The sequence below is a fragment of the Komagataeibacter sp. NFXK3 genome (genome assembly GCF_054182245.1).
In genome coordinates this window covers 20,464-37,599 of the sequence record NZ_JAPIVJ010000009.1, presented here as the reverse complement: position 1 = coordinate 37,599, position 17,136 = coordinate 20,464, and the positions used below count along the sequence as shown (strand labels likewise).

The window sequence follows — 17,136 nt, the reverse complement described above, 5'->3', positions numbered from 1 at the left end:
CTACTTTACAAAGTATACCCTCATGCGTAAAGCCTTGTTCATAGGTACGCTGCTACTGGCCCGCCCCTTTTCGGCGCACGCCGCGCAGCGGGCATGCCAGGGCACGACCGAGGGCACGACTTCTGCTACAATCAAGTATGACACGATCGCAGGCACCGCAACGGTACAGGCCATGGGGCAGATGTGTGTCGCAAGCCTTGAGGGCAAGGCGGTGCCTACGGTCACGGGCTTCGCCATTGTAGCATATGACGGGAATACGGACTGCAGGCTCGACATTACGCTTGATGGGCATGGCAACATCAGCGCCAGTAACGAAGGACCGGGCTGCATGGCCTATCATGGGGCTTCGTGCTCGTTTGATGTCATGAGTGCCCGCGCCACGTATTGAGGCAGGGGTAAGGCGGCCTGGACGACCTGACAGGCAGGCGAACCTGCCTGCCTGCACATTATGGCGATAATATGGCTTTGTTGCGCAAAGTCGTACAGGAATTGCCATGCCCGCTCCGCGCGCCCCCTTTTCACCCACGCCTGTTCATGCTGCCGCCGTGCTCCGGGCCGAACGCCGTGCCCGGTTGCGCGCGCGTGACATTGCAGCAGGGCTGAAACCGGACATGGGCGCCGATGGCCCCGCAGCCCGCATGCGCCCGGTGGAACAGGCCCGTGTGCAACTCGCGCCCAGCCCGCGCCCACACACCGTGCGGCGCCTGACAGATACATGCGAGCTCGACCGGCTGTTCTATCGCGCCAATGCCGCCCTGAGCGCCAAGCAGCATGCCGTCGGGCTACGCTTCAAGGCCTGCTGGCGGCGCTGCACGCGCACAGGGCGGCTGGTGCAGCGTTACAGCCCGCAGGTTGGCCAGGGCACGGGCACGCTGGAGGAAACCGAAGCCAGCGTAAACGCCCGGCATGCCATTGACCGCGCGCTGGCCGTGCTTACACCGGCACGGGCGCGCGTGGTGTGTGCCGTATGTGGCCTGGATGAACATCCCGGCACCCGCATCCGCACCCTGCACAGGGCGCTGGACATGCTGCATGAACAGTGGCGGTAAAGTATTGACAGGCATTAAAATTTTTTGGGTGCCGCCTTTTTGTAAAAAGGCGGCGGCCTTACCGGATCGTCGGCCGGTGCAGGTCAGGCAGGTCAGGGTCAAGGCGATCAAGTTCCTCCTCGAACTGGCGCCAGCCATGGGTCTCGATATAGGTTTTCTCGCATTCATAAACCGGGATCAGCCAGATCACGGCAATCGGCGCACCGCCAGCGGATGGTTCAAGGCGGGCAAAGCCAGACAGGCAGAAAACAGACATCGTGCAATACAGCCGGGTCAACCGCGTGCCGGGCAGGATAGGGGCCGTGAACCTGATCATGTCGCCCCGCAACAGGGCATCCTTTGATCGGCCGACAAGCTCGGACACGCCCAGCATCATCCGCACGATATCATCCATCGGGCCATCCTGATGGGCAGCAAAGACGAGTTCGCAGTGCAGCGTGCAGCTATCAGGCGCCCGGGCGCTGTGTTGCCCCAGCCCGCAGGTGGCAAAAAAGCGCTCGTTGTGCGCGGGCGTTCCGTCAAACGCGACAAGCCGCATGGGCCATCCGGGCGTGCGGTCACGCCAGTCCTGCGCCACCGGGCCAAGATAGCGGGTATAATGCGCCAGCAGGCGCTCTTCAAACGGCATGGGAACCACGGATCATTCTTGGTGCGGGCAGGGCGCTGGCGGCAGGCATGAACGTAAACGCGACCATGCTGCGGCATGGCTGCCCAGCCCCAGTGTCGCGCCGTCATTGCCCCTGAAAGGCCGGGCCATGATGGTACGGGCGGCCGGCATGCGCCTGGGGGCTTGCATCACTCTCACTACAAAGCGCTCCCGGTATTTTCGGGCATCCGTTGCCTTTCCCCTGCATGGCAGGCGCGAGCATGACATGATATGACAAGAACATGAAGACCACCGGCCTCTGCCTTGCCCTGCTTTCTGCCGTGCTGTTTGGCGCGAGCACGCCATTTGCCAAGCTGCTGCTTGGCGATATGTCGGCCCAGATGGCGGCGGGGCTGCTTTATCTGGGCTCCGGCCTGGGGCTGGCACTGGTGCTGGGCATGCGTGCGGCCCTGCAGCTGCCCACGCATGATGAAGCTCCCCTTGCGCGCCGCGACCTGCCATGGCTGCTCGGCGTGATCGCCACCGGCGGCGTGGCTGGCCCGCTGCTGCTCATGCTTGGCCTCGCGCGCACGGATGCGGCAAGTGCCTCGCTGCTGCTCAATGTCGAGAGCATTGCAACGCTACTGATTGCATGGGTGGTGTTTCGTGAAAACGTTGATCGCAGGCTGCTGTTCGGTGCTGCGTGCATCGTGCTGGGGGCGGGCGTGCTTTCATGGCAGGGCCATGCGGTGCTGGCGCCGGGCGCGGTTTACATCATTGCCGCCTGCGTGTGCTGGGGCATCGATAACAACCTCAGCAATCGTCTCTCGGCCGTGGACCCGGTGCGGATCGCCATGCTCAAGGGTATTGTGGCGGGCAGCGTCAACCTGCTCGCAGCCCTTGGGCTGCAACACGCGCACCTGCCGGGTCCGGCGCTGGTGGCAGGGGCGGCGGCCGTGGGGTTTATGGGTTACGGGCTCAGCCTTGTCGCCTTTATGCTGGGGCTGCGCCATCTGGGGGCGGCGCGTACGGGGGCGTATTTCGCGCTGGCCCCTTTCGTGGGCGCGGTGATGTCGCTGGCCCTGTTCCCGGCGCAGGGCGTGGCGCGGCTGCTTGTGGCGGCGGTGCTCATGGGTATCGGGCTATGGCTGCACCTGACCGAACGCCACGACCACCCGCATGTGCATGAGGAAATGGCCCATACCCATCGCCATGTGCATGACGAGCACCACCAGCACGACCATGGCCCCGATGACCCACCGGGGGAGCCGCATACCCATTTCCATGTGCACACGCGGCTTGAGCACAGCCATCCCCATTATCCCGACCTGCATCACCGCCACGATCATGACCATGAGGACGGGCACAGCCACGCCGCCTGAACACCGGGATGCTCCGCCTGTGCCCTGCCCATGCATGGGGCCGGATTGACAGGTTTTGCATGCTGAACGTAACCTGAACGCCGCCACAGCCAGCAAGGACGGCGCCATGAATCAGCACGAAGGCCGGGAGGATGCGGATCAGCCCTACTGGCTCAGCACGCCCCCGCAGGACTTTACGGCGCTTGTCGATTTCATCATGCCGGAAGTAAAATTCAGGCTGGAGCGGGATGGTGTTTTCGCCCCGCTGGGCGCGTTGATGGCGCGCGAACCTTATTGCGGCACCATGGAGTTGCATGATGAATCCATGCCGGACAAGAAGGATGGCAACGCCCAGCTGGAGCATCTCAAGCAGGTTTTGCGCGACAGGGTTGCCAGCACCCACCCGCGCGCGGCGGTCGTGGCGGCCAACTGCACCGTGCTGCTGCCCGGTAGCGGCAAGCAGGCCGAGGCTGCCGTGCTCATGTGCACGCATCGCGATGGCACGGCGGCGAATTTCGTCTATCCCTACACCATAGCCAACGGCCGGGTCACATTCGCGCCGCTTGAAATGGCGGAAGGCATGCAGGACATCTTCCCGCCCATTCGCCTGCGCCCGTGGATACGCGAAAGCTGCCCGCCACGCCCAGTTGGCTACAAGGTGGGCCTGTTCCTGTTCCACGGCATTGACCGGGAGGCCGTGCTGCACCGCATGCACCTTGCCGATACCGGCAGGCCGGAGGCAGACCGCCCGGCACCAGCCGCCATTGCCAGCCTGCCTGATGGATGGACGGTTGTATGGTTCAATGATTTTGCCGCCTTACTTCATCATGCCACGCATATACAGACCTATGCGGCGGGGTGCACAGTGCTTTCCCTATCCGTCGATGAACCGGACTACGCAACGGAAGCCACCGGCTATGCCAACGGATCACAGCAATGGGCTGTGCGCCATGTTGGTACATCGCGCGCCCGCGCCCTGCCAGGCGGCCCGCATGACCTGCACGTAACCGGCACGCCGCCTGCGCAACTGGCCGACATTGTCACGACCATGCAGAAGGAAGAGGCGGATAGCGGCTACCTGCCGGATATGATCGATTTCTACTTCGATATACCGGTGGAACTCATTTATGCGCTTGCCGGGTTTCGGTACTGCCAGCGGGAGTATGATGGTGGGCATGTGATTTTTAACACCCTCCTTCCGACTATACTGGAAGGTTGACCCCTGCATCTGTTTACGATGTGTGATAGAATCTATGCTTGTAGGCAGTGGTTACATTGTTCAGGTGCGAGCCTGCCCGCTTTACGTCACCTTATGTCGGTTTGAACCGCACAGGAAAATTGTTGCCTGCACGGTTTTTGGATACAAGAAACATATCCTGATAGTTCTGTATCCACCCCGCTTGCACGACATCAGTCCGGACATGGTAGAAATACATTAGCGGAAACCATCCAGCGTAGTATAATACATGCCACCTGTTCTGGCAGGGATTGTATAAAACTGTATTTGCTGCCTGCGCGGTTTTTCAGCATAAAGATCCTATCATGACCGACCCACGCCCGGTGCCGCTCCAGCGGTTTCCGGGCGTCATGCATTTTATGGAGAAACAGCATGCCCGAACAGGCCGCCATGGGCACGCGGCGCAGCACCTATAGCCGCAGGCTGGCCGATGAAATCTGCCTGCGCCTGGCTGATGGGCAGAGCCTGCGCGCCATCTGTGCTGATCCGGCCCTGCCGCACCGCGCCACCATCTTGCGCTGGCTGCGCGACAACCCGGCCTTTCGTGCGCTCTATGATACCGCGCGGGAGGCCGCGGCCGACACGCTGGCCGAAGAAATCATAGCCATTGCCGACTGCGCCACGGGCCGTGAGGATGTACCAGCCATAAAACTGCGCATGGAGGCGCGCATGTGGGTTGCAACGCGCCTGCGCCCTGCCTCCGCCACGCGGGGAGAGGGGGCAGGCGGCATTGCCATTACCATCACCACTGATGATGCAGCCCTTTAGCCTCACGCCCGACCAGCGTGCCGCCAACCGGCTGCTCGGCGGCGGGGCCACCCATATCCTGCTGCGGGGCGGGGCGCGTTCGGGCAAGACATTCGTGCTGGTGCGCGCGCTGGTCATTCGGGCACTCCGGGCGGCGGGTACGCGGCATGGCATATTCCGTCACAGGTTCAATGCTTTGCGGGCCACCATCGTGGTCGACACGTTTCCCACTGTCATGCGCCGGTGCTTTCCCGCCGTGCCGTGGCAGCTCTCGCGCACCGACTGGAGCGTAACGCTGCCCAATGGCTCGCTCATCATGTTTGGCGGGCTGGATGACGAGGAACGGACTGAAAAGATACTTGGGCTGGAATTTGCCACCGTCTACCTTAACGAAGCCAGTCAGGTTGCTTATGGCGCGCGCAACATACTGCTGACAAGGCTGGCGCAGAAATCGCCGCTGGCGCTGAAGGAATATATCGATGCCAATCCCCCCACCACCGCGCACTGGCTTTACCGCGTGTTTGAATCCGGTATCGAGCCTTCATCGGGGCAGCCCCTGCCAGACCCTGCGTGCTACGCCACCATGCAGCTCAACCCCGAGGGCAACCGGGCCAATCTCTCGGCGGAGTATCTGGCGCAACTTGCCGCCCTGCCGGAGCGCGAACGCAGGCGCTTCGTGCAGGGGGAATACCAGCAGGCTGTCGACGGTGCCCTATGGCGCCTGGAGGACTTTCGTCGTGACGCCGCAATAACACCTGCAACCCGCCGCCACGTGGGCGCGCGGATGCGGCGCATCGTGGTGGCGGTTGACCCTTCTGGTTGCGCCGGGCCGGAAGACAGCCGCTCTGATGAAATCGGCATCATCGTGTGTGGCGTCGATGGTGCAGGGCATGGCCACGTGCTGGCCGACCTGTCGCGCCGCGATACGCCGGCAGGCTGGGCGCGGGCCGCCCTGCAGGCCCAGGTGGACTGGGCCGCCGAGCGCATCGTGGCCGAACATAATTTTGGCGGCGCACTGGTCGAGGCCACCCTGCGTGGGCTGAACCCGAACGCAGCCCTGCGCATGGTCACCGCCAGCAGGGGGAAGGCTGCACGGGCCGAGCCGGTGGCGGCGTTGTACGAGCAGGGTCGCGTAACCCACCATGGCACTTACCCCGAACTGGAGGAACAACTCTGTCAGTTTTCAGCCAGTGGCTATCACGGCCCGCATTCCCCCGACCGGGCGGATGCGCTGGTCTGGGCGCTGACCGACCTCATGCTGTGCGCGCCGCCTGCGGCCCCCGCGCGCTGGGCTCCCACGCGTTTCAACCTCGGGCGGTAAAAGCAGGCGCGTGTCCCTTAATACTCTCAGGAATGGCCTTTATGCATCCTGATATATTTCTCTTTACTGCCTGAATGATGTTTCTGCTCCATTCATGGGCAGGCATGACAGCGCAGCTTCACCCCATGCCGGAGAGAACCAGATCATGGACTGGCAGGAACTCAAGCGAACATATCCCCGTGACCCGGACCTGCCCGGGCGCGCCCACGTGCTTGCAGCACTCGCGCGCGTGCTCGAGGGCACGCAATATGATGCCATACCCAACCCCTTTGGCACAGAATATAACGGGGCAGGGGAATACATACCGCTAAGCCAGCGCCGCCCGTCGGTACGCACCAATATGTGCCGCGCGGTGGTGGATGATGCGGTATCCCTCCTGTTTGGCGCCAGCCACTGGCCCGCCACGGTTGCCACCGATCCTGCGCTGCCCGGTATTGTGGCGCAGTTCGGGGCGGAGACCGCCCTGCCAGCACTCATGCTCGATGCCGCCACGCGCGGGGCGACCGGATCGGTTGCGGTGCTGGTCGAGGCCGTGGCCCGCCGCCTGCGCGTGCAGGTGCATGATACCCGTTACCTCACCCCGCAATGGGATGGCGCAGGCCTGCTTGCCGCGGTAACCGAATGCTTCAAGGTGACGGGCGCCACGCTGGCAGCCCAGGGCTGGCCCATCGCCGCAGACGACGCCACCACCACCTTCTGGTGGCTGCGCGTGTGGGACCGGGCGGACTGCCACGTTTACGTGCCCCAGCGTGTCGATGCAGGCCTGCCCACCCGCCTTGATGCAACGCGCAGCACCCATCATGGCCTTGGCTTCGTGCCGTGGGTCTGGATGGCCAATCTGGCGGCACCGGGCACGGTGGATGGCCCATGCACCTTTGCCCCGGCCATCGATACGGTCATCGAATGCGATTACCTGCTCTCGCAATCCGGGCGGGGGCTCAAATACAGTGCAGACCCCAGGCTTGTCATCCGCGCGGGGCCGGACCCCTATGCCGATGGCACGCCCACCAGTACCGGGGGCGCATCAGCCGCCCTGACCCTGCCGCTTGATGGCGATGCCAAGCTGCTCGAAATCAACGGTGATGCCGCAGGCGCCATGCGCGACCATTACCGTGAACTCCGCGCCAGCGTGATGGAGCAGATCCATGGCAACCGCGCGCAGGCCGATCGCCTTGCGGCCCTGACATCGGGCCGGGCAATGGAAATGCTCTATCAGCCGCTTTTGTGGCTTGTGGACCGCATGCGTCTTTCTTACGGCGAATATGGGCTGCTGGCGCTGTACCGCATGGTGTGCGCGTTTTCGCATGTGCTTGAAGGCGGCGTGCATATTGGCGGGCAGGATTACGCCAGGCTGGATGCAACCGGGCTTGCGCTGCAATGGCCGCCCTAGTTTGCCGATACGGAAGCCGAACTGGCGCAACTGGCCCAGGGGCTGGGGCTTGCCGTGCAGGGGGGCTTCCTGTCGCGGCAGACTGCCTGCGCCATATTTGCCACCCGCGCGGGTGGACCGGCCCCGCATGCCGAGTGGGCGCGGCTGAATGCAGCCGACCCGACCTGATTTTTTTCGTTGATGGAGAGATATGATGACCCGTGCCAGCGTGCCCCAGACCCCCGACCTCGAAACCCTGCACCGCGAGATGGAAACCCTGCGCGCCGAGCGTGACGCGGCAGTCAATGCCCGCACGACGCTGGAGGGCGACCTTGCCCGTGCCGCCGAGCAGGTCAGCACGGCCCGCACCCGCGCGGACCGGGCCATCATACGCGCCGAGGCCCGTGCCCTTGCCGCGCGCATGGGGGCCGTGGAGCCCGCCGATGTTGTCCACCTTGTTGACCTGAGTGCTGTAACACTGGGCGAGGACGGCACCCCCCAGGGGCTTGAGGCGATAATGGGCACCGCGCGTGAAAGCCGGGCCTATCTGTTCGGGGCGCCGCAGGGGGCATCTGGCGCTACGTGTGGCACCACTGCCGCAGGCCCTGCACCCCGCGCGGGCGATCCGGCCCCGTTCGACGCCCGCACGGCGGGAACGCGCGATGTAAAAGCCGCAGCCATGGCGGCAGGGCTGCGCTGGCCGGTGGCGAATTAGGACGTGAGCCGACAGACCGCAGGGCGGTTCATTGCCTGAACGTGACGACCAGAAGACTGTCTGAAAATCATTCCCTGATAAAACGCCCTGCCTGAGGCTGACGGGAGAAGAGGGTTTGGAACAGATTCGGGATCTCGCCAGGGAAATCATCTTAAATGAAAAATGCACCGTATTCGCAATGTCATTTTCATGATGACAGGATATGGCCTGGATAGATTTTTCAAATAGCGTTCAGGTAGAAAATACGCCTGTCTGTCAGGGACATGACAAGGAAGATGGCATAATATGCCAATAGCCGCACCCAGCTTGCAGGGATGTTCCGTAGCAGGGAGGCAAAACGTACACCCTGCCCACCCATTGCGGTTAAAATAGGCGATCATCCACTATCTGGAGCAGGGTGGATACCGGTCGCGCGCAACCCCAGCACACGTACCGGCCCCGCCTGCCGCAAGGACCTGTTCATGAGCCAGACCAACGTCACCACACGCAGCTTTATCGACCTGCGCGCCTTTGCCGCCGCATCGGCACCCCAGCCCGGTGACTTCCTGCACGCCCGCACGCTGCTTGCCGGGCAGGAAGGCGGTCTTTCCATTGCCGCCTGTGCACCTGAAGGCGCGGGCATCATCACCGCCATGGCGGAAGATGAATTCGTGATCGTGCTGGCGGGCGAACTCAACATCGGCGCGAATGTGCTTGGTCCCGATGCCAGTATCGTGCTGCCCAGGGGGAGCAGTTTCAGCTGGGCTGCGGCACCGGGCACGCGCGCCATCATCATGGGCAGCAAAACCAACACGCCGGGCGCACAGACGCCGGTGGCGATCAATCCCGCGCCTGCGCTTACGCCTTCCAAGTCGCCTTCGGCCGATCTGCTGCTTGGTCCCGCACCGACATGCCATAGCTTCAATGACTATAAATCCGCCAATGGCGAGCTGCTGTGCGGCACATGGGACTCCACGCCTTATGCCCGCCGTGCCATGCATTATGGCCATGCCGAGCTGATGTACCTGATTGAAGGCAGCGTGACGTTCGTGGATGGCGCAGGCCGGGAAAAGACGTTCGTTAAAGGTGATATCTTCTTTGTCGAGCAGGGGGCTGACTGTGCATGGGATAGCCGGGAATATGTCAAGAAAGTCTATGCCATTTTCCGCCCGGCCTGAAGTGCGGGGCATTTATCGCCTGCCATAGAATTATTCATATAAAATAATAAAAGTTTTTTGGTTGCCGCCTTTTTTCAAAAGGCGGCTTTTTTAATTCACTTTAAAATATTCACCAAAAATTCTTTAAATAATCAATGATTATACCCGCCCGTTACCTGTTCCGCCCACGGTCAAGGCCGCCTGCGGAACAGGCAAGGGGCGCATGATCGCTCACGCATCATGATGGCGCGCCATGCGCCGCGCCCCCTTGACCACCCACCCCTGCCATAGATGGCACCTCGCTGCCATAGCCCGTTACCCGCCGCCACTGCATTGCGCATGGCGGCTTTTTTCGTTTTTTCAAGGAAATGAAATTCATGGCCATCGCCAATTTCCCCGCTGCCCTCCAGCCCGTCATCCAGCAGGGGTTCCTGTCGCGTGCATTCCAGGATGCGCTGCAGTCGCGCCTGGGTTTCCGTTCCATTGCCGACCAGATGGAGTTTCCCGCCCGCATCGGCCAGACCATTACCGATACCCGCGCGGGCCTGTTGCCACCCGCCACCACGCCGCTCAACCCTGCCGCCAATACCAGCTTTGACAATGGCATGACGCCCGCCGAATGGTCGGTCGAGCAGTACACGCTCACCATCAACCAGTATGGCAACACCATGGACCTCAACCAGGTGACCGAAGGCGTGGGCATTGCCAACCAGTTCCTCGCCAATGCCTCGCGCCTTGGCATCAACGCCCGCCAGACGCTTGACCGCCTGGCGCGCAACACGCTCTTTGGCGGGGCGCAGAACGGCGTTGGCGGCTACCTTGGCGGCAATACGCGCGTGAGCGTAACGCTGGGGGCTGCTGGCAGCACGGTTGCGGTGGATGACATCCGCGGGTTCCAGAATATCCTCTCGGATGAAGGACAGGTGGTTTCGGTGGGGGCATCCGCCGGCATGACTGTCACCATCGGGGCGGGGTCCTACACGCTGGTGGGGACGACCGCGGATGCCGCCAATACCTCCACCGCGCCGGATGGCGTCTCGGGCACGCTGACGCTCTCGGCACCGGTCAAGGTGGCCGATGGCACGGCGGGCAATCCGGTCATGGCGGCAACCGCGCCGCTGGTGCTGCGCCCCAATGCGCGGGCCACCACGGCGGCCCTTGCGGCAGGTGACCTGCTGACGGTCCAGTCCATTCTGGGCGCACTTGCCACCCTGCGCGACAACAACGTGCCCACGCCTGATGGCGGGGTGTATCACTGCTATCTGGACAATGCGCAGCTTCTGGGCCTGTTCCGCGATGAGGACTTCAAGCTGCTCTATCGCGGGCAGTATGGCTCCGACACCTACCAGAGCGGCCAGATCTTTGATCTGCTCGGCGTGCGCTTCATCCCCACCACCGAGGCCCCGCAGCAGGCATCGCTGGGCGCGGGCGCCATCCATCGCGCCATCATCTGCGGGCAGGGCGCGCTGATCGAGGGGGATTACGCCAATATCGGCACCCATTACGCGCCGCTGCTCGATGGCGGGGAACTGACGGATGTGGAGGGCGTGTGCATGATCACCCGCCCCGCACTCGACCGCCTGGCGCAGATCATCGCGCAGTCGTGGTCGTGGATTGGCGGTTTCGCGCTGCCCACCGACCTAACCGCCGATACCTCGGTCATTCCCACCGCCACCAATAGCTACCTCAAGCGCGGCGTGGTGATCGAGAGCCTCGGCGCGGGCGCCTGACCCTTTGGCCCGCGCGGCGCAATATACGTGCAGCCGCGCGGGCCATAACCGCCAGCCACACCATGCACGAAAGGCAGGCATGACAGACATGACGGGAACAGTTAGTACCACGGATACCACGACAACGCCCGATACAGACGCAACCGGGGCAGATACGGCGGCGGCTGGTACCGCCACCAGCAGCCAGAATGCCGTTGCCTGCGCGGAACAGCCTCCGGCAGCCGCCATCATCACCGCAGCCACCATGCCCGATACCCCCCTGACCGACACCGAACTGGCACAGGCGCGGCGCTACATGGGCTATCCCGCCATGGGCAGTGCCGATAGCGGCATGCAGTCGTGGCGGTTCTTTCGGGTTTATGGCTTCAATGAATGGCGGCTGGGTCATCTCTCTCCCGCCGAATGCGCCCAGGCCCGCGCCTTTGTGGTGCAGTGCCAGATGCTGGAAAGCGCGGTGATGGCGGCGGCCGGCAACCTTGATACAGACCGCGCGGCGGTCTGGACACGCAACCGCACGGAAGTGACCGACCGCTTTACGCTGTACACGCGCTGGCGCGTGCAGCTGTGCAACTTCATGGGCGTGCCGCCGGGGCCGGGACTGCGCGCCGTGGGGGAGATCATCATCTGATGGACCTCAACGCCCTGTGCCGCCTGACCGCGCGCGGCTTCGCGCGCGCGGCGGCCCGTATAGGTGCTGCAACCGTGCAGTATCGGCCCGCCAGCGCGCTTGCGCCCTGTGCCAGCCCTTATGGCCAGGGCCGCGCTGCTTTCAGCAATGACCGGGCCTTCGGCTTTGCCGGGCCCGCCTTGTGGGATGTGCCTTTTGTCTATGCCCTGACGGACATGCCCGACCTGCGGGCGGGTGATATCCTGGCCTGCGGGGCTGAGACCTACTTCATCGCCCGCGTTGAACCTTTCCGGCCGCCTTTATGCGTGCTGTGCAATGCGGTGGTCACGCTGACCGCCACCCTGGCCGTGCAAACGGATGCGGCTGATCCGGGCGGCTATGCCACATCGGGCGATGCAGCCACACAGGTCACGCTTGCCACCGGCTGGCCTGCCATGATCCGGCCGGGCAGCGGGGCAGGCGTGCCGGGAGCTGCCCAGCCCGGTGCCATCCGCGCGGGCGGGTTCGAGATGTTCCTGCCCGTTATTGCGGGCGTGAGCCTTCAACCAGCCATGTGGGCCCAGGACAGGAATGGCCCGCGCTACACCATCGGGGCCGCGCGCAGCAGCCCGTGGGGCGTGCGCTGCCAGATGGCCCAGCAGCAGGTCTGAGGTTCCTTTTTACAAGCCATAACAGGAAGCGCCATGACATGGCCGATATCGCCACCATTTCCACCGCCATTGCGGAGGCCCTTGCTGTTGCGCTCTGCCCTGACGGGAGCAGCGCCAGCAGTTGCACGGGCCGCCCTGTCATCATCCGCCGCGGTGGCCTGACACAGGCGGATCTGGGCAATGCCCTGCATACCTTGCAGGCAGGCTGCGACTTCATCAGCATTGCCGACACGCCAGAAAGCTGGACCCGCCTTGATGAACCGCTCGGCCGCCCCTGGCGGATGGATGGCACGCAGGCCGCCACCGTCAGCATAGGCATTGCAAATGGCACGGTCACACTCAGCCTTGTGCCCGGCACGGTGCCCGGTGGCGTTGTCGGGCTACGGCTACAGGGGCTTGCGGGCATTACAGGCGGCGCGTGTTGCCTGTACAGCGCGCAACCGGATGACACGGCGGCCAGTATCGCGGCGAGCCTTGCCGCAATGGTGCCGGGCGCCATGGCGCAGGAGGGGGCAATCACGCTGCCCGCCAGTGTCACGGCACAGGCCATCAATGCGGGCACGGCCACCGCGCGATGCGTGGCGCGCAGGCAGCAGCAGATGTTCGTGCTCACGGTATGGTCGGCCAGTCCGGCCGCGCGGGATGCGCTGGGGCAGGCCATGGCCGATGCGCTGGCCCTGACCGACTGGCTGGTAGATGCGGATGGCTCCACCTTCCGCATCGAGGCACGGGTGGCCAGCAATGATGATACCGCCATGAACCGGGGCATCTTTGCCCGCCCCGCCCGGTATCTCGTGACATTCGATACCGACCTGACCCGCTCAGTGCCGCTCATGCTGGCCGGTGGCATCGGGGCAGAAAGTGGCCTGATTGCAGGCGATGTGCTGCTGGGCGCACCGGCGGTTTCCTGAACCGCCCGCGTGGGCGCATAGCGCACGGCCCGATAACCCCGCCCCATTCTTGAACCGTTTCTTCACGCGGCATGCCGCGCAACAGGGAAGACGCATAAAATGACCCTCTATCAGTCCGGGCAGCTCAACACCAACAGCCTGAACGTGCCGGATCTGTATGTGCAGATCCTCAAACCGCAGACCCTGGCACTCAACGGCGTGGCAACCGGGCGGATCGGCCTGGTGGGCACGGCGGCGTGGGGGCCGGTGGGGGCACCAGTCATCATCGGCAGCATGGGGAACTGCCTGGGCGCATTTGGCCCCAAGCAGGCGCAGGCAAACGATATCGGCACGGCGGTGAACATCGCCATCATGCAGGGTGCATCCGATTTCCGCTGCGTGCGGGTGAGCGATGGCACCGATGTCGCGGCCACGGGCACGCTAGCGGGGGTAAGCCTGAGTGCCATCCATACGGGCAGCGCGGGCAACGCCCTTGTGGCGACACTGGCGCAGGATCCCATCATTACCACGAATTACGCGCTTACGGTCAGTCATGCAGTGCTGGGCAGCCGCACCTATCGCGGCGCGACATGGCCGGTCCTTGCCGCCGCCGTCGCAGCCGATGGCGCGGCACTTGTGCGCGTAACCGTGCCGACGACGGCGCCCGCGCCCGAAGCCGGTTCGGCAACGCTTGCGGGTGGCAGCGATGGTGGCATGCCCACCACTGCGCAGTTCCTGGGCACGGATGGCACGAGCCGCACCGGCATGTATGCCCTGCGCGGGCAGGGCTGTGCGGTCGGGCTGCTGCATGGCGTGGTGGATAATACGTCATGGACCACGCAGGCCGCTTTTGGCCTGGGGGAAGGGATGTACATGATTGCCTGCGGCCCGGCAGGCGACACGATTGCCAATGCGGTGGCCATGAAAAACGCCGCAGGGCTGGACAGCTACGCCGTCAAGCTGATGTTTGGTGACTGGCTGTGGTGGGATGATGACACCAATGGCGACATGCTGGTGCCCCCGCAGGCCTTTGCCGCGGGCATCCTTGGCGGCCTCTCGCCCGAGCAGTCGAGCCTGAACAAGGAACTGTATGGCGTGATCGGCAGCCAGAAAGCAGGGCTGGCCAGCAGCGGGCAGGCCGCGACCTATTCCGGCGCCGAACTGTCGGCCCTGTTTGCCGCGGGCATCGACGTGATCTGCAACCCTGCGCCCGGCGACAGCTACTGGGCGGTGCGCGGCGGCATCAATACCGCGTCCGATGACGTGACGGATGATGACACCTATACGCGCCTGACCAACTACATTGCCGAAACGCTCAACACGGGCATGGGCGCATTCGTGGGGGCTGTCATCTGCGCCACGCTGTATGGCGACATCCGTGCCGTGCTGCTGGGCACGCTGTCGAACATGGTGGGCAGCGGCATACTGGGCGCAAGCACGGATTACGCCGTGCTGTGCGATACGAGCAATAACCCCCAGTCGCGCACGGCGCTGGGTTATGTGCGCGCTGACGTGCAGGTGCGCTATCAGAGGATCAACCGCTTTTTCGTGGTCAACCTGCAGGGTGGGGCAAGTGTTACGGTCAGCACCGCGACTGCGGCCGTCTGACCCGGAAACTGTTATTTTTTCGAAACCGCCATCATCGCTGCGCAATACTTCACGAGCCACCTTTCGGGTGGCTTTTTTCATGGAGCCATGAATGTCTCTCAAACCTTTCAATATCGGCCGCGACTGCCGCGTGGTGCTGGTCTATAATGGCAGCCGCATCGACCTGCCCACGGTCACCGGCTTCAATGCGGCCCAGCGCACCCATCAGCTGGAATCAAACCCGCTGAACGACATGCCCCTGTTCTATGACGTGCCAGGTGGCTGGGGCGGCCAGTTTTCCTTCCAGCGCGACAGTTCGGGGGCCGATGACCTGTTTGCCGCGATCGAGAGCGGGTTCTGGTCGGCCGGCACGGTCATTCTGGGCAGCATCTACCAGTATGTGACCGAATGCGACGGTTCGCTAAGCACATACGAGTTCATCGGCGCGTCCCTCAAGCTGTCGGATGCGGGGCGCTACCAGTCCGAAACGCTGGTCACGCAGACCATCACGTTTACGGCCCGCGCCCGTAACCGCATTTCCTGACCCCCAGCCGGAAAACGCCGACATGACGGAAAAAACCGTAAAGACCCCTGATGGCCGCGCCCTGAGCTACCGCGAGCGCGGGCCGGGCGATGTGCTCGCCCTGCTTGAGTTCGGGCCGGATGCGCCCTCGACCGCGTGGCTGGAATACGCGCTCATGGTCAGTTCGGTCGAGGCGATCGACGGCGTGCCCGTCATCCGCCCGCAAACGCGCGTGCAGCTTGAACAGCTTGCCAACCAGATCGGCAATGACGGCATCGAGGCGCTCAGCATGGCCCTGTTTGGCCCCGATGCGCAGGCCACGCCTGATGCAGAGGCACAAGCCGCAAAAAACTGAGCCGGCACCCCGTGCTGATCGAAGTGGCGGCGCTGGTCGGGCACGGGGTGCCGTGGGATGTGGCCATGTCCATGCCGCGCGTGCGGCGCATGGCTTTTCTTGTCGCCTTCGGGGAGCTTGCCGGTGGTCGCTATGACTGGGGCACGCAACAATGGGAGTATCCTGATGGCTGAATCCTGTCAGGCCACGACACGCCTGGTCATGCGGCTTCAGGCCGCGCGGCCCGGTGGCCTGTCTGCTGCGGTGGCACGCCTGCCGGGGCGGGGCGGGGCGGGCACTTGGCAGGTGCCATCGCAAAGCTGGCTGCGGCGATGGGGCGCATGGGGCAGGCCATGACAGGGCCTGTCATGGCTGCCCGCTTTCGCCTGCCTGAACGCAGCCATAAGACCATCGCCCAGCATTTGCCAACCGAGCCGGGCAGGGCGCGTGACGCACAGGCAATACCGTCACATCAACCCGCCAGCCGCCGTGCCAGGGGCTGGCCCGGCAATGGTGACGAATACCGGCGCGGGGCAGGGCCAGCAGCCGTGAACAACCCTGCGCCCACCCCGGACAGGAACGGGCGGGATGGAAAAGGGCTTGCGCCCATGCCCTATGGCGCACGCATGATTGCACCCCTGGCGCACCTGCCAATGCCCTTGGCATCCAACGCCCGCCGGATACCGGCTGCTGCCCCCACCGGGGCTACGCAGCGGGGCAGCCCCATAAGCCGCGCCATGCCTGTGCCTGCACCGTCCCGGCCCGGGCCTGCCCCCATGGCTGTTGCGGGGCGGGGCCACATCGTGTCCATCCCTCCCATGGCGGGCTGGCAGGCCACACCACACAGGCCGCGCTTGTTGAACGACAGGCCAAACAACAGTCATGGGGCGCGGCGCGGGGTCCTGCCTGCCAGCATGCCTGGCCCGAGGAATGTCCTCCCGCCACCTGCGCAACCCCGCAGGCAGGCGCGGCCGCCTTTCATCAGTCCTGCGCCCATGCTCCGTTCCCCCACGTCCGGCAGGACGGATCAGGCCATGTCTGCCGCGCCCATCATACAGGTCACCATTCCCGTGACACTGGACCAGCATAATGTGGGGCAGGCTGTCGCCCGCATGGAAACCGGCCGCGCCCTTCTTGAACATCGCGCCACTGGCACCGCGCCCGATGGCATGCAGCATGTGCAGCTACCCGGTCGCTCCGTGGGTATCTGAACACGGAACGCAAACGCTCCGCGCCGCATGCCTTTCCGTGCGCCCGGTGTCCGTCCTGAGTG

At 64.1% G+C, this 17,136-nt stretch carries 20 protein-coding genes; 19 read left to right on the top strand and 1 reads right to left on the bottom strand.

All coding sequences use genetic code 11. The annotated features are described in order from the left end of the window. Positions 1-22 precede the first annotated feature (22 nt). Both OQZ28_RS10930 and OQZ28_RS10925 read left to right on the top strand, forming a co-directional pair. The gene (locus tag OQZ28_RS10930) at positions 23-388 is read left to right on the top strand and encodes a hypothetical protein (RefSeq protein WP_458136122.1); all 366 of its coding nucleotides are present in this window, start codon (positions 23-25) and stop codon (positions 386-388) included. Between the two features lie 106 nt (positions 389-494). After that, positions 495-1,049, top strand: coding sequence for a hypothetical protein (locus tag OQZ28_RS10925; RefSeq protein ID WP_458136121.1), 555 nt, complete (start codon positions 495-497; stop codon positions 1,047-1,049). Between the two features lie 58 nt (positions 1,050-1,107). Here OQZ28_RS10925 and OQZ28_RS10920 read toward each other — a convergent pair whose 3' ends face one another. Further along, a complete protein-coding gene (locus OQZ28_RS10920) occupies positions 1,108-1,677 on the bottom strand; it encodes a suppressor of fused domain protein (protein ID WP_458136120.1) in 570 nt (189 codons plus the stop codon). Positions 1,678-1,937: 260 nt separating this feature from the next. On the opposite strand from OQZ28_RS10920, the gene OQZ28_RS10915 reads away from it, so the two are divergent. The 17 genes from OQZ28_RS10915 to OQZ28_RS10835 all read left to right on the top strand — a co-directional run bounded on the left by OQZ28_RS10915 (position 1,938) and on the right by OQZ28_RS10835 (position 17,074). Beyond that, on the top strand, positions 1,938-3,017 hold the full coding sequence (locus OQZ28_RS10915) for an EamA family transporter (RefSeq protein WP_458136119.1): 1,080 nt from the start codon (positions 1,938-1,940) through the stop codon (positions 3,015-3,017). 106 nt (positions 3,018-3,123) lie between these two features. Continuing rightward, the gene (locus OQZ28_RS10910; protein ID WP_458136118.1) at positions 3,124-4,215 is read left to right on the top strand and encodes a hypothetical protein; all 1,092 of its coding nucleotides are present in this window, start codon (positions 3,124-3,126) and stop codon (positions 4,213-4,215) included. 390 nt (positions 4,216-4,605) lie between these two features. Continuing rightward, a complete protein-coding gene (locus OQZ28_RS10905; RefSeq protein WP_458136117.1) occupies positions 4,606-5,001 on the top strand; it encodes a terminase small subunit-like protein in 396 nt (131 codons plus the stop codon). Further along, the gene (locus OQZ28_RS10900) at positions 4,985-6,301 is read left to right on the top strand and encodes a phage terminase large subunit (RefSeq protein WP_458136116.1); all 1,317 of its coding nucleotides are present in this window, start codon (positions 4,985-4,987) and stop codon (positions 6,299-6,301) included. Before OQZ28_RS10905 ends, OQZ28_RS10900 begins: the two co-directional genes overlap by 17 nt. A 145-nt stretch (positions 6,302-6,446) precedes the next feature. Further along, positions 6,447-7,691, top strand: coding sequence for a portal protein (locus tag OQZ28_RS10895; protein ID WP_458136115.1), 1,245 nt, complete (start codon positions 6,447-6,449; stop codon positions 7,689-7,691). A 190-nt stretch (positions 7,692-7,881) separates the two neighbouring features. Then, on the top strand, positions 7,882-8,385 hold the full coding sequence (locus OQZ28_RS10890; RefSeq protein ID WP_458136114.1) for a phage scaffolding protein: 504 nt from the start codon (positions 7,882-7,884) through the stop codon (positions 8,383-8,385). Positions 8,386-8,846: 461 nt separating this feature from the next. After that, complete coding sequence (locus OQZ28_RS10885; RefSeq protein ID WP_458136113.1) at positions 8,847-9,542, top strand: cupin domain-containing protein; 696 nt, start codon at positions 8,847-8,849, stop codon at positions 9,540-9,542. A 356-nt stretch (positions 9,543-9,898) separates the two neighbouring features. Continuing rightward, positions 9,899-11,251, top strand: coding sequence for a DUF4043 domain-containing protein (locus tag OQZ28_RS10880; protein ID WP_130731966.1), 1,353 nt, complete (start codon positions 9,899-9,901; stop codon positions 11,249-11,251). Positions 11,252-11,339: 88 nt separating this feature from the next. Further along, a complete protein-coding gene (locus OQZ28_RS10875) occupies positions 11,340-11,879 on the top strand; it encodes a hypothetical protein (protein ID WP_458136112.1) in 540 nt (179 codons plus the stop codon). After that, positions 11,879-12,529, top strand: coding sequence for a hypothetical protein (locus tag OQZ28_RS10870; protein WP_458136111.1), 651 nt, complete (start codon positions 11,879-11,881; stop codon positions 12,527-12,529). The genes OQZ28_RS10875 and OQZ28_RS10870 overlap by 1 nt, the downstream gene beginning before the upstream one ends. A 38-nt stretch (positions 12,530-12,567) precedes the next feature. Continuing rightward, positions 12,568-13,440 carry a hypothetical protein gene (locus tag OQZ28_RS10865; protein WP_458136110.1) on the top strand — a complete coding sequence of 291 codons (873 nt, stop codon included), beginning with the start codon at positions 12,568-12,570 and terminating at the stop codon, positions 13,438-13,440. Positions 13,441-13,539: 99 nt separating this feature from the next. Further along, positions 13,540-15,027, top strand: a complete 1,488-nt coding sequence (locus OQZ28_RS10860; RefSeq protein WP_458136109.1) for a phage tail protein — start codon at positions 13,540-13,542, stop codon at positions 15,025-15,027. Between the two features lie 91 nt (positions 15,028-15,118). Next, positions 15,119-15,550 (top strand): hypothetical protein, encoded by a 432-nt coding sequence (locus OQZ28_RS10855; protein WP_130731976.1) that lies wholly within the window; start codon positions 15,119-15,121, stop codon positions 15,548-15,550. 22 nt (positions 15,551-15,572) lie between these two features. Next, the gene (locus tag OQZ28_RS10850; protein ID WP_458136108.1) at positions 15,573-15,884 is read left to right on the top strand and encodes a hypothetical protein; all 312 of its coding nucleotides are present in this window, start codon (positions 15,573-15,575) and stop codon (positions 15,882-15,884) included. An 11-nt stretch (positions 15,885-15,895) separates the two neighbouring features. Further along, on the top strand, positions 15,896-16,057 hold the full coding sequence (locus OQZ28_RS10845; RefSeq protein WP_165399179.1) for a hypothetical protein: 162 nt from the start codon (positions 15,896-15,898) through the stop codon (positions 16,055-16,057). Next, a complete protein-coding gene (locus OQZ28_RS10840) occupies positions 16,050-16,220 on the top strand; it encodes a hypothetical protein (RefSeq protein WP_458136107.1) in 171 nt (56 codons plus the stop codon). The genes OQZ28_RS10845 and OQZ28_RS10840 overlap by 8 nt, the downstream gene beginning before the upstream one ends. A 677-nt stretch (positions 16,221-16,897) precedes the next feature. Then, a complete protein-coding gene (locus OQZ28_RS10835; protein ID WP_458136106.1) occupies positions 16,898-17,074 on the top strand; it encodes a hypothetical protein in 177 nt (58 codons plus the stop codon). Positions 17,075-17,136: the final 62 nt, after the last annotated feature.

What these genes read in the sequence shown, in the direction of transcription:
- OQZ28_RS10930 (WP_458136122.1), top strand. Translation starts at nt 23, where the DNA reads ATGCGTAAAGCCTTGTTCATAGGTACGCTGCTACTGGCCCGCCCCTTT.
- OQZ28_RS10925 (WP_458136121.1), top strand. Translation starts at nt 495, where the DNA reads ATGCCCGCTCCGCGCGCCCCCTTTTCACCCACGCCTGTTCATGCTGCC.
- OQZ28_RS10920 (WP_458136120.1), bottom strand. Translation starts at nt 1,677, where the DNA reads ATGCCGTTTGAAGAGCGCCTGCTGGCGCATTATACCCGCTATCTTGGC.
- OQZ28_RS10915 (WP_458136119.1), top strand. Translation starts at nt 1,938, where the DNA reads ATGAAGACCACCGGCCTCTGCCTTGCCCTGCTTTCTGCCGTGCTGTTT.
- OQZ28_RS10910 (WP_458136118.1), top strand. Translation starts at nt 3,124, where the DNA reads ATGAATCAGCACGAAGGCCGGGAGGATGCGGATCAGCCCTACTGGCTC.
- OQZ28_RS10905 (WP_458136117.1), top strand. Translation starts at nt 4,606, where the DNA reads ATGCCCGAACAGGCCGCCATGGGCACGCGGCGCAGCACCTATAGCCGC.
- OQZ28_RS10900 (WP_458136116.1), top strand. Translation starts at nt 4,985, where the DNA reads ATGATGCAGCCCTTTAGCCTCACGCCCGACCAGCGTGCCGCCAACCGG.
- OQZ28_RS10895 (WP_458136115.1), top strand. Translation starts at nt 6,447, where the DNA reads ATGGACTGGCAGGAACTCAAGCGAACATATCCCCGTGACCCGGACCTG.
- OQZ28_RS10890 (WP_458136114.1), top strand. Translation starts at nt 7,882, where the DNA reads ATGATGACCCGTGCCAGCGTGCCCCAGACCCCCGACCTCGAAACCCTG.
- OQZ28_RS10885 (WP_458136113.1), top strand. Translation starts at nt 8,847, where the DNA reads ATGAGCCAGACCAACGTCACCACACGCAGCTTTATCGACCTGCGCGCC.
- OQZ28_RS10880 (WP_130731966.1), top strand. Translation starts at nt 9,899, where the DNA reads ATGGCCATCGCCAATTTCCCCGCTGCCCTCCAGCCCGTCATCCAGCAG.
- OQZ28_RS10875 (WP_458136112.1), top strand. Translation starts at nt 11,340, where the DNA reads ATGACGGGAACAGTTAGTACCACGGATACCACGACAACGCCCGATACA.
- OQZ28_RS10870 (WP_458136111.1), top strand. Translation starts at nt 11,879, where the DNA reads ATGGACCTCAACGCCCTGTGCCGCCTGACCGCGCGCGGCTTCGCGCGC.
- OQZ28_RS10865 (WP_458136110.1), top strand. Translation starts at nt 12,568, where the DNA reads ATGGCCGATATCGCCACCATTTCCACCGCCATTGCGGAGGCCCTTGCT.
- OQZ28_RS10860 (WP_458136109.1), top strand. Translation starts at nt 13,540, where the DNA reads ATGACCCTCTATCAGTCCGGGCAGCTCAACACCAACAGCCTGAACGTG.
- OQZ28_RS10855 (WP_130731976.1), top strand. Translation starts at nt 15,119, where the DNA reads ATGTCTCTCAAACCTTTCAATATCGGCCGCGACTGCCGCGTGGTGCTG.
- OQZ28_RS10850 (WP_458136108.1), top strand. Translation starts at nt 15,573, where the DNA reads ATGACGGAAAAAACCGTAAAGACCCCTGATGGCCGCGCCCTGAGCTAC.
- OQZ28_RS10840 (WP_458136107.1), top strand. Translation starts at nt 16,050, where the DNA reads ATGGCTGAATCCTGTCAGGCCACGACACGCCTGGTCATGCGGCTTCAG.
- OQZ28_RS10835 (WP_458136106.1), top strand. Translation starts at nt 16,898, where the DNA reads ATGTCTGCCGCGCCCATCATACAGGTCACCATTCCCGTGACACTGGAC.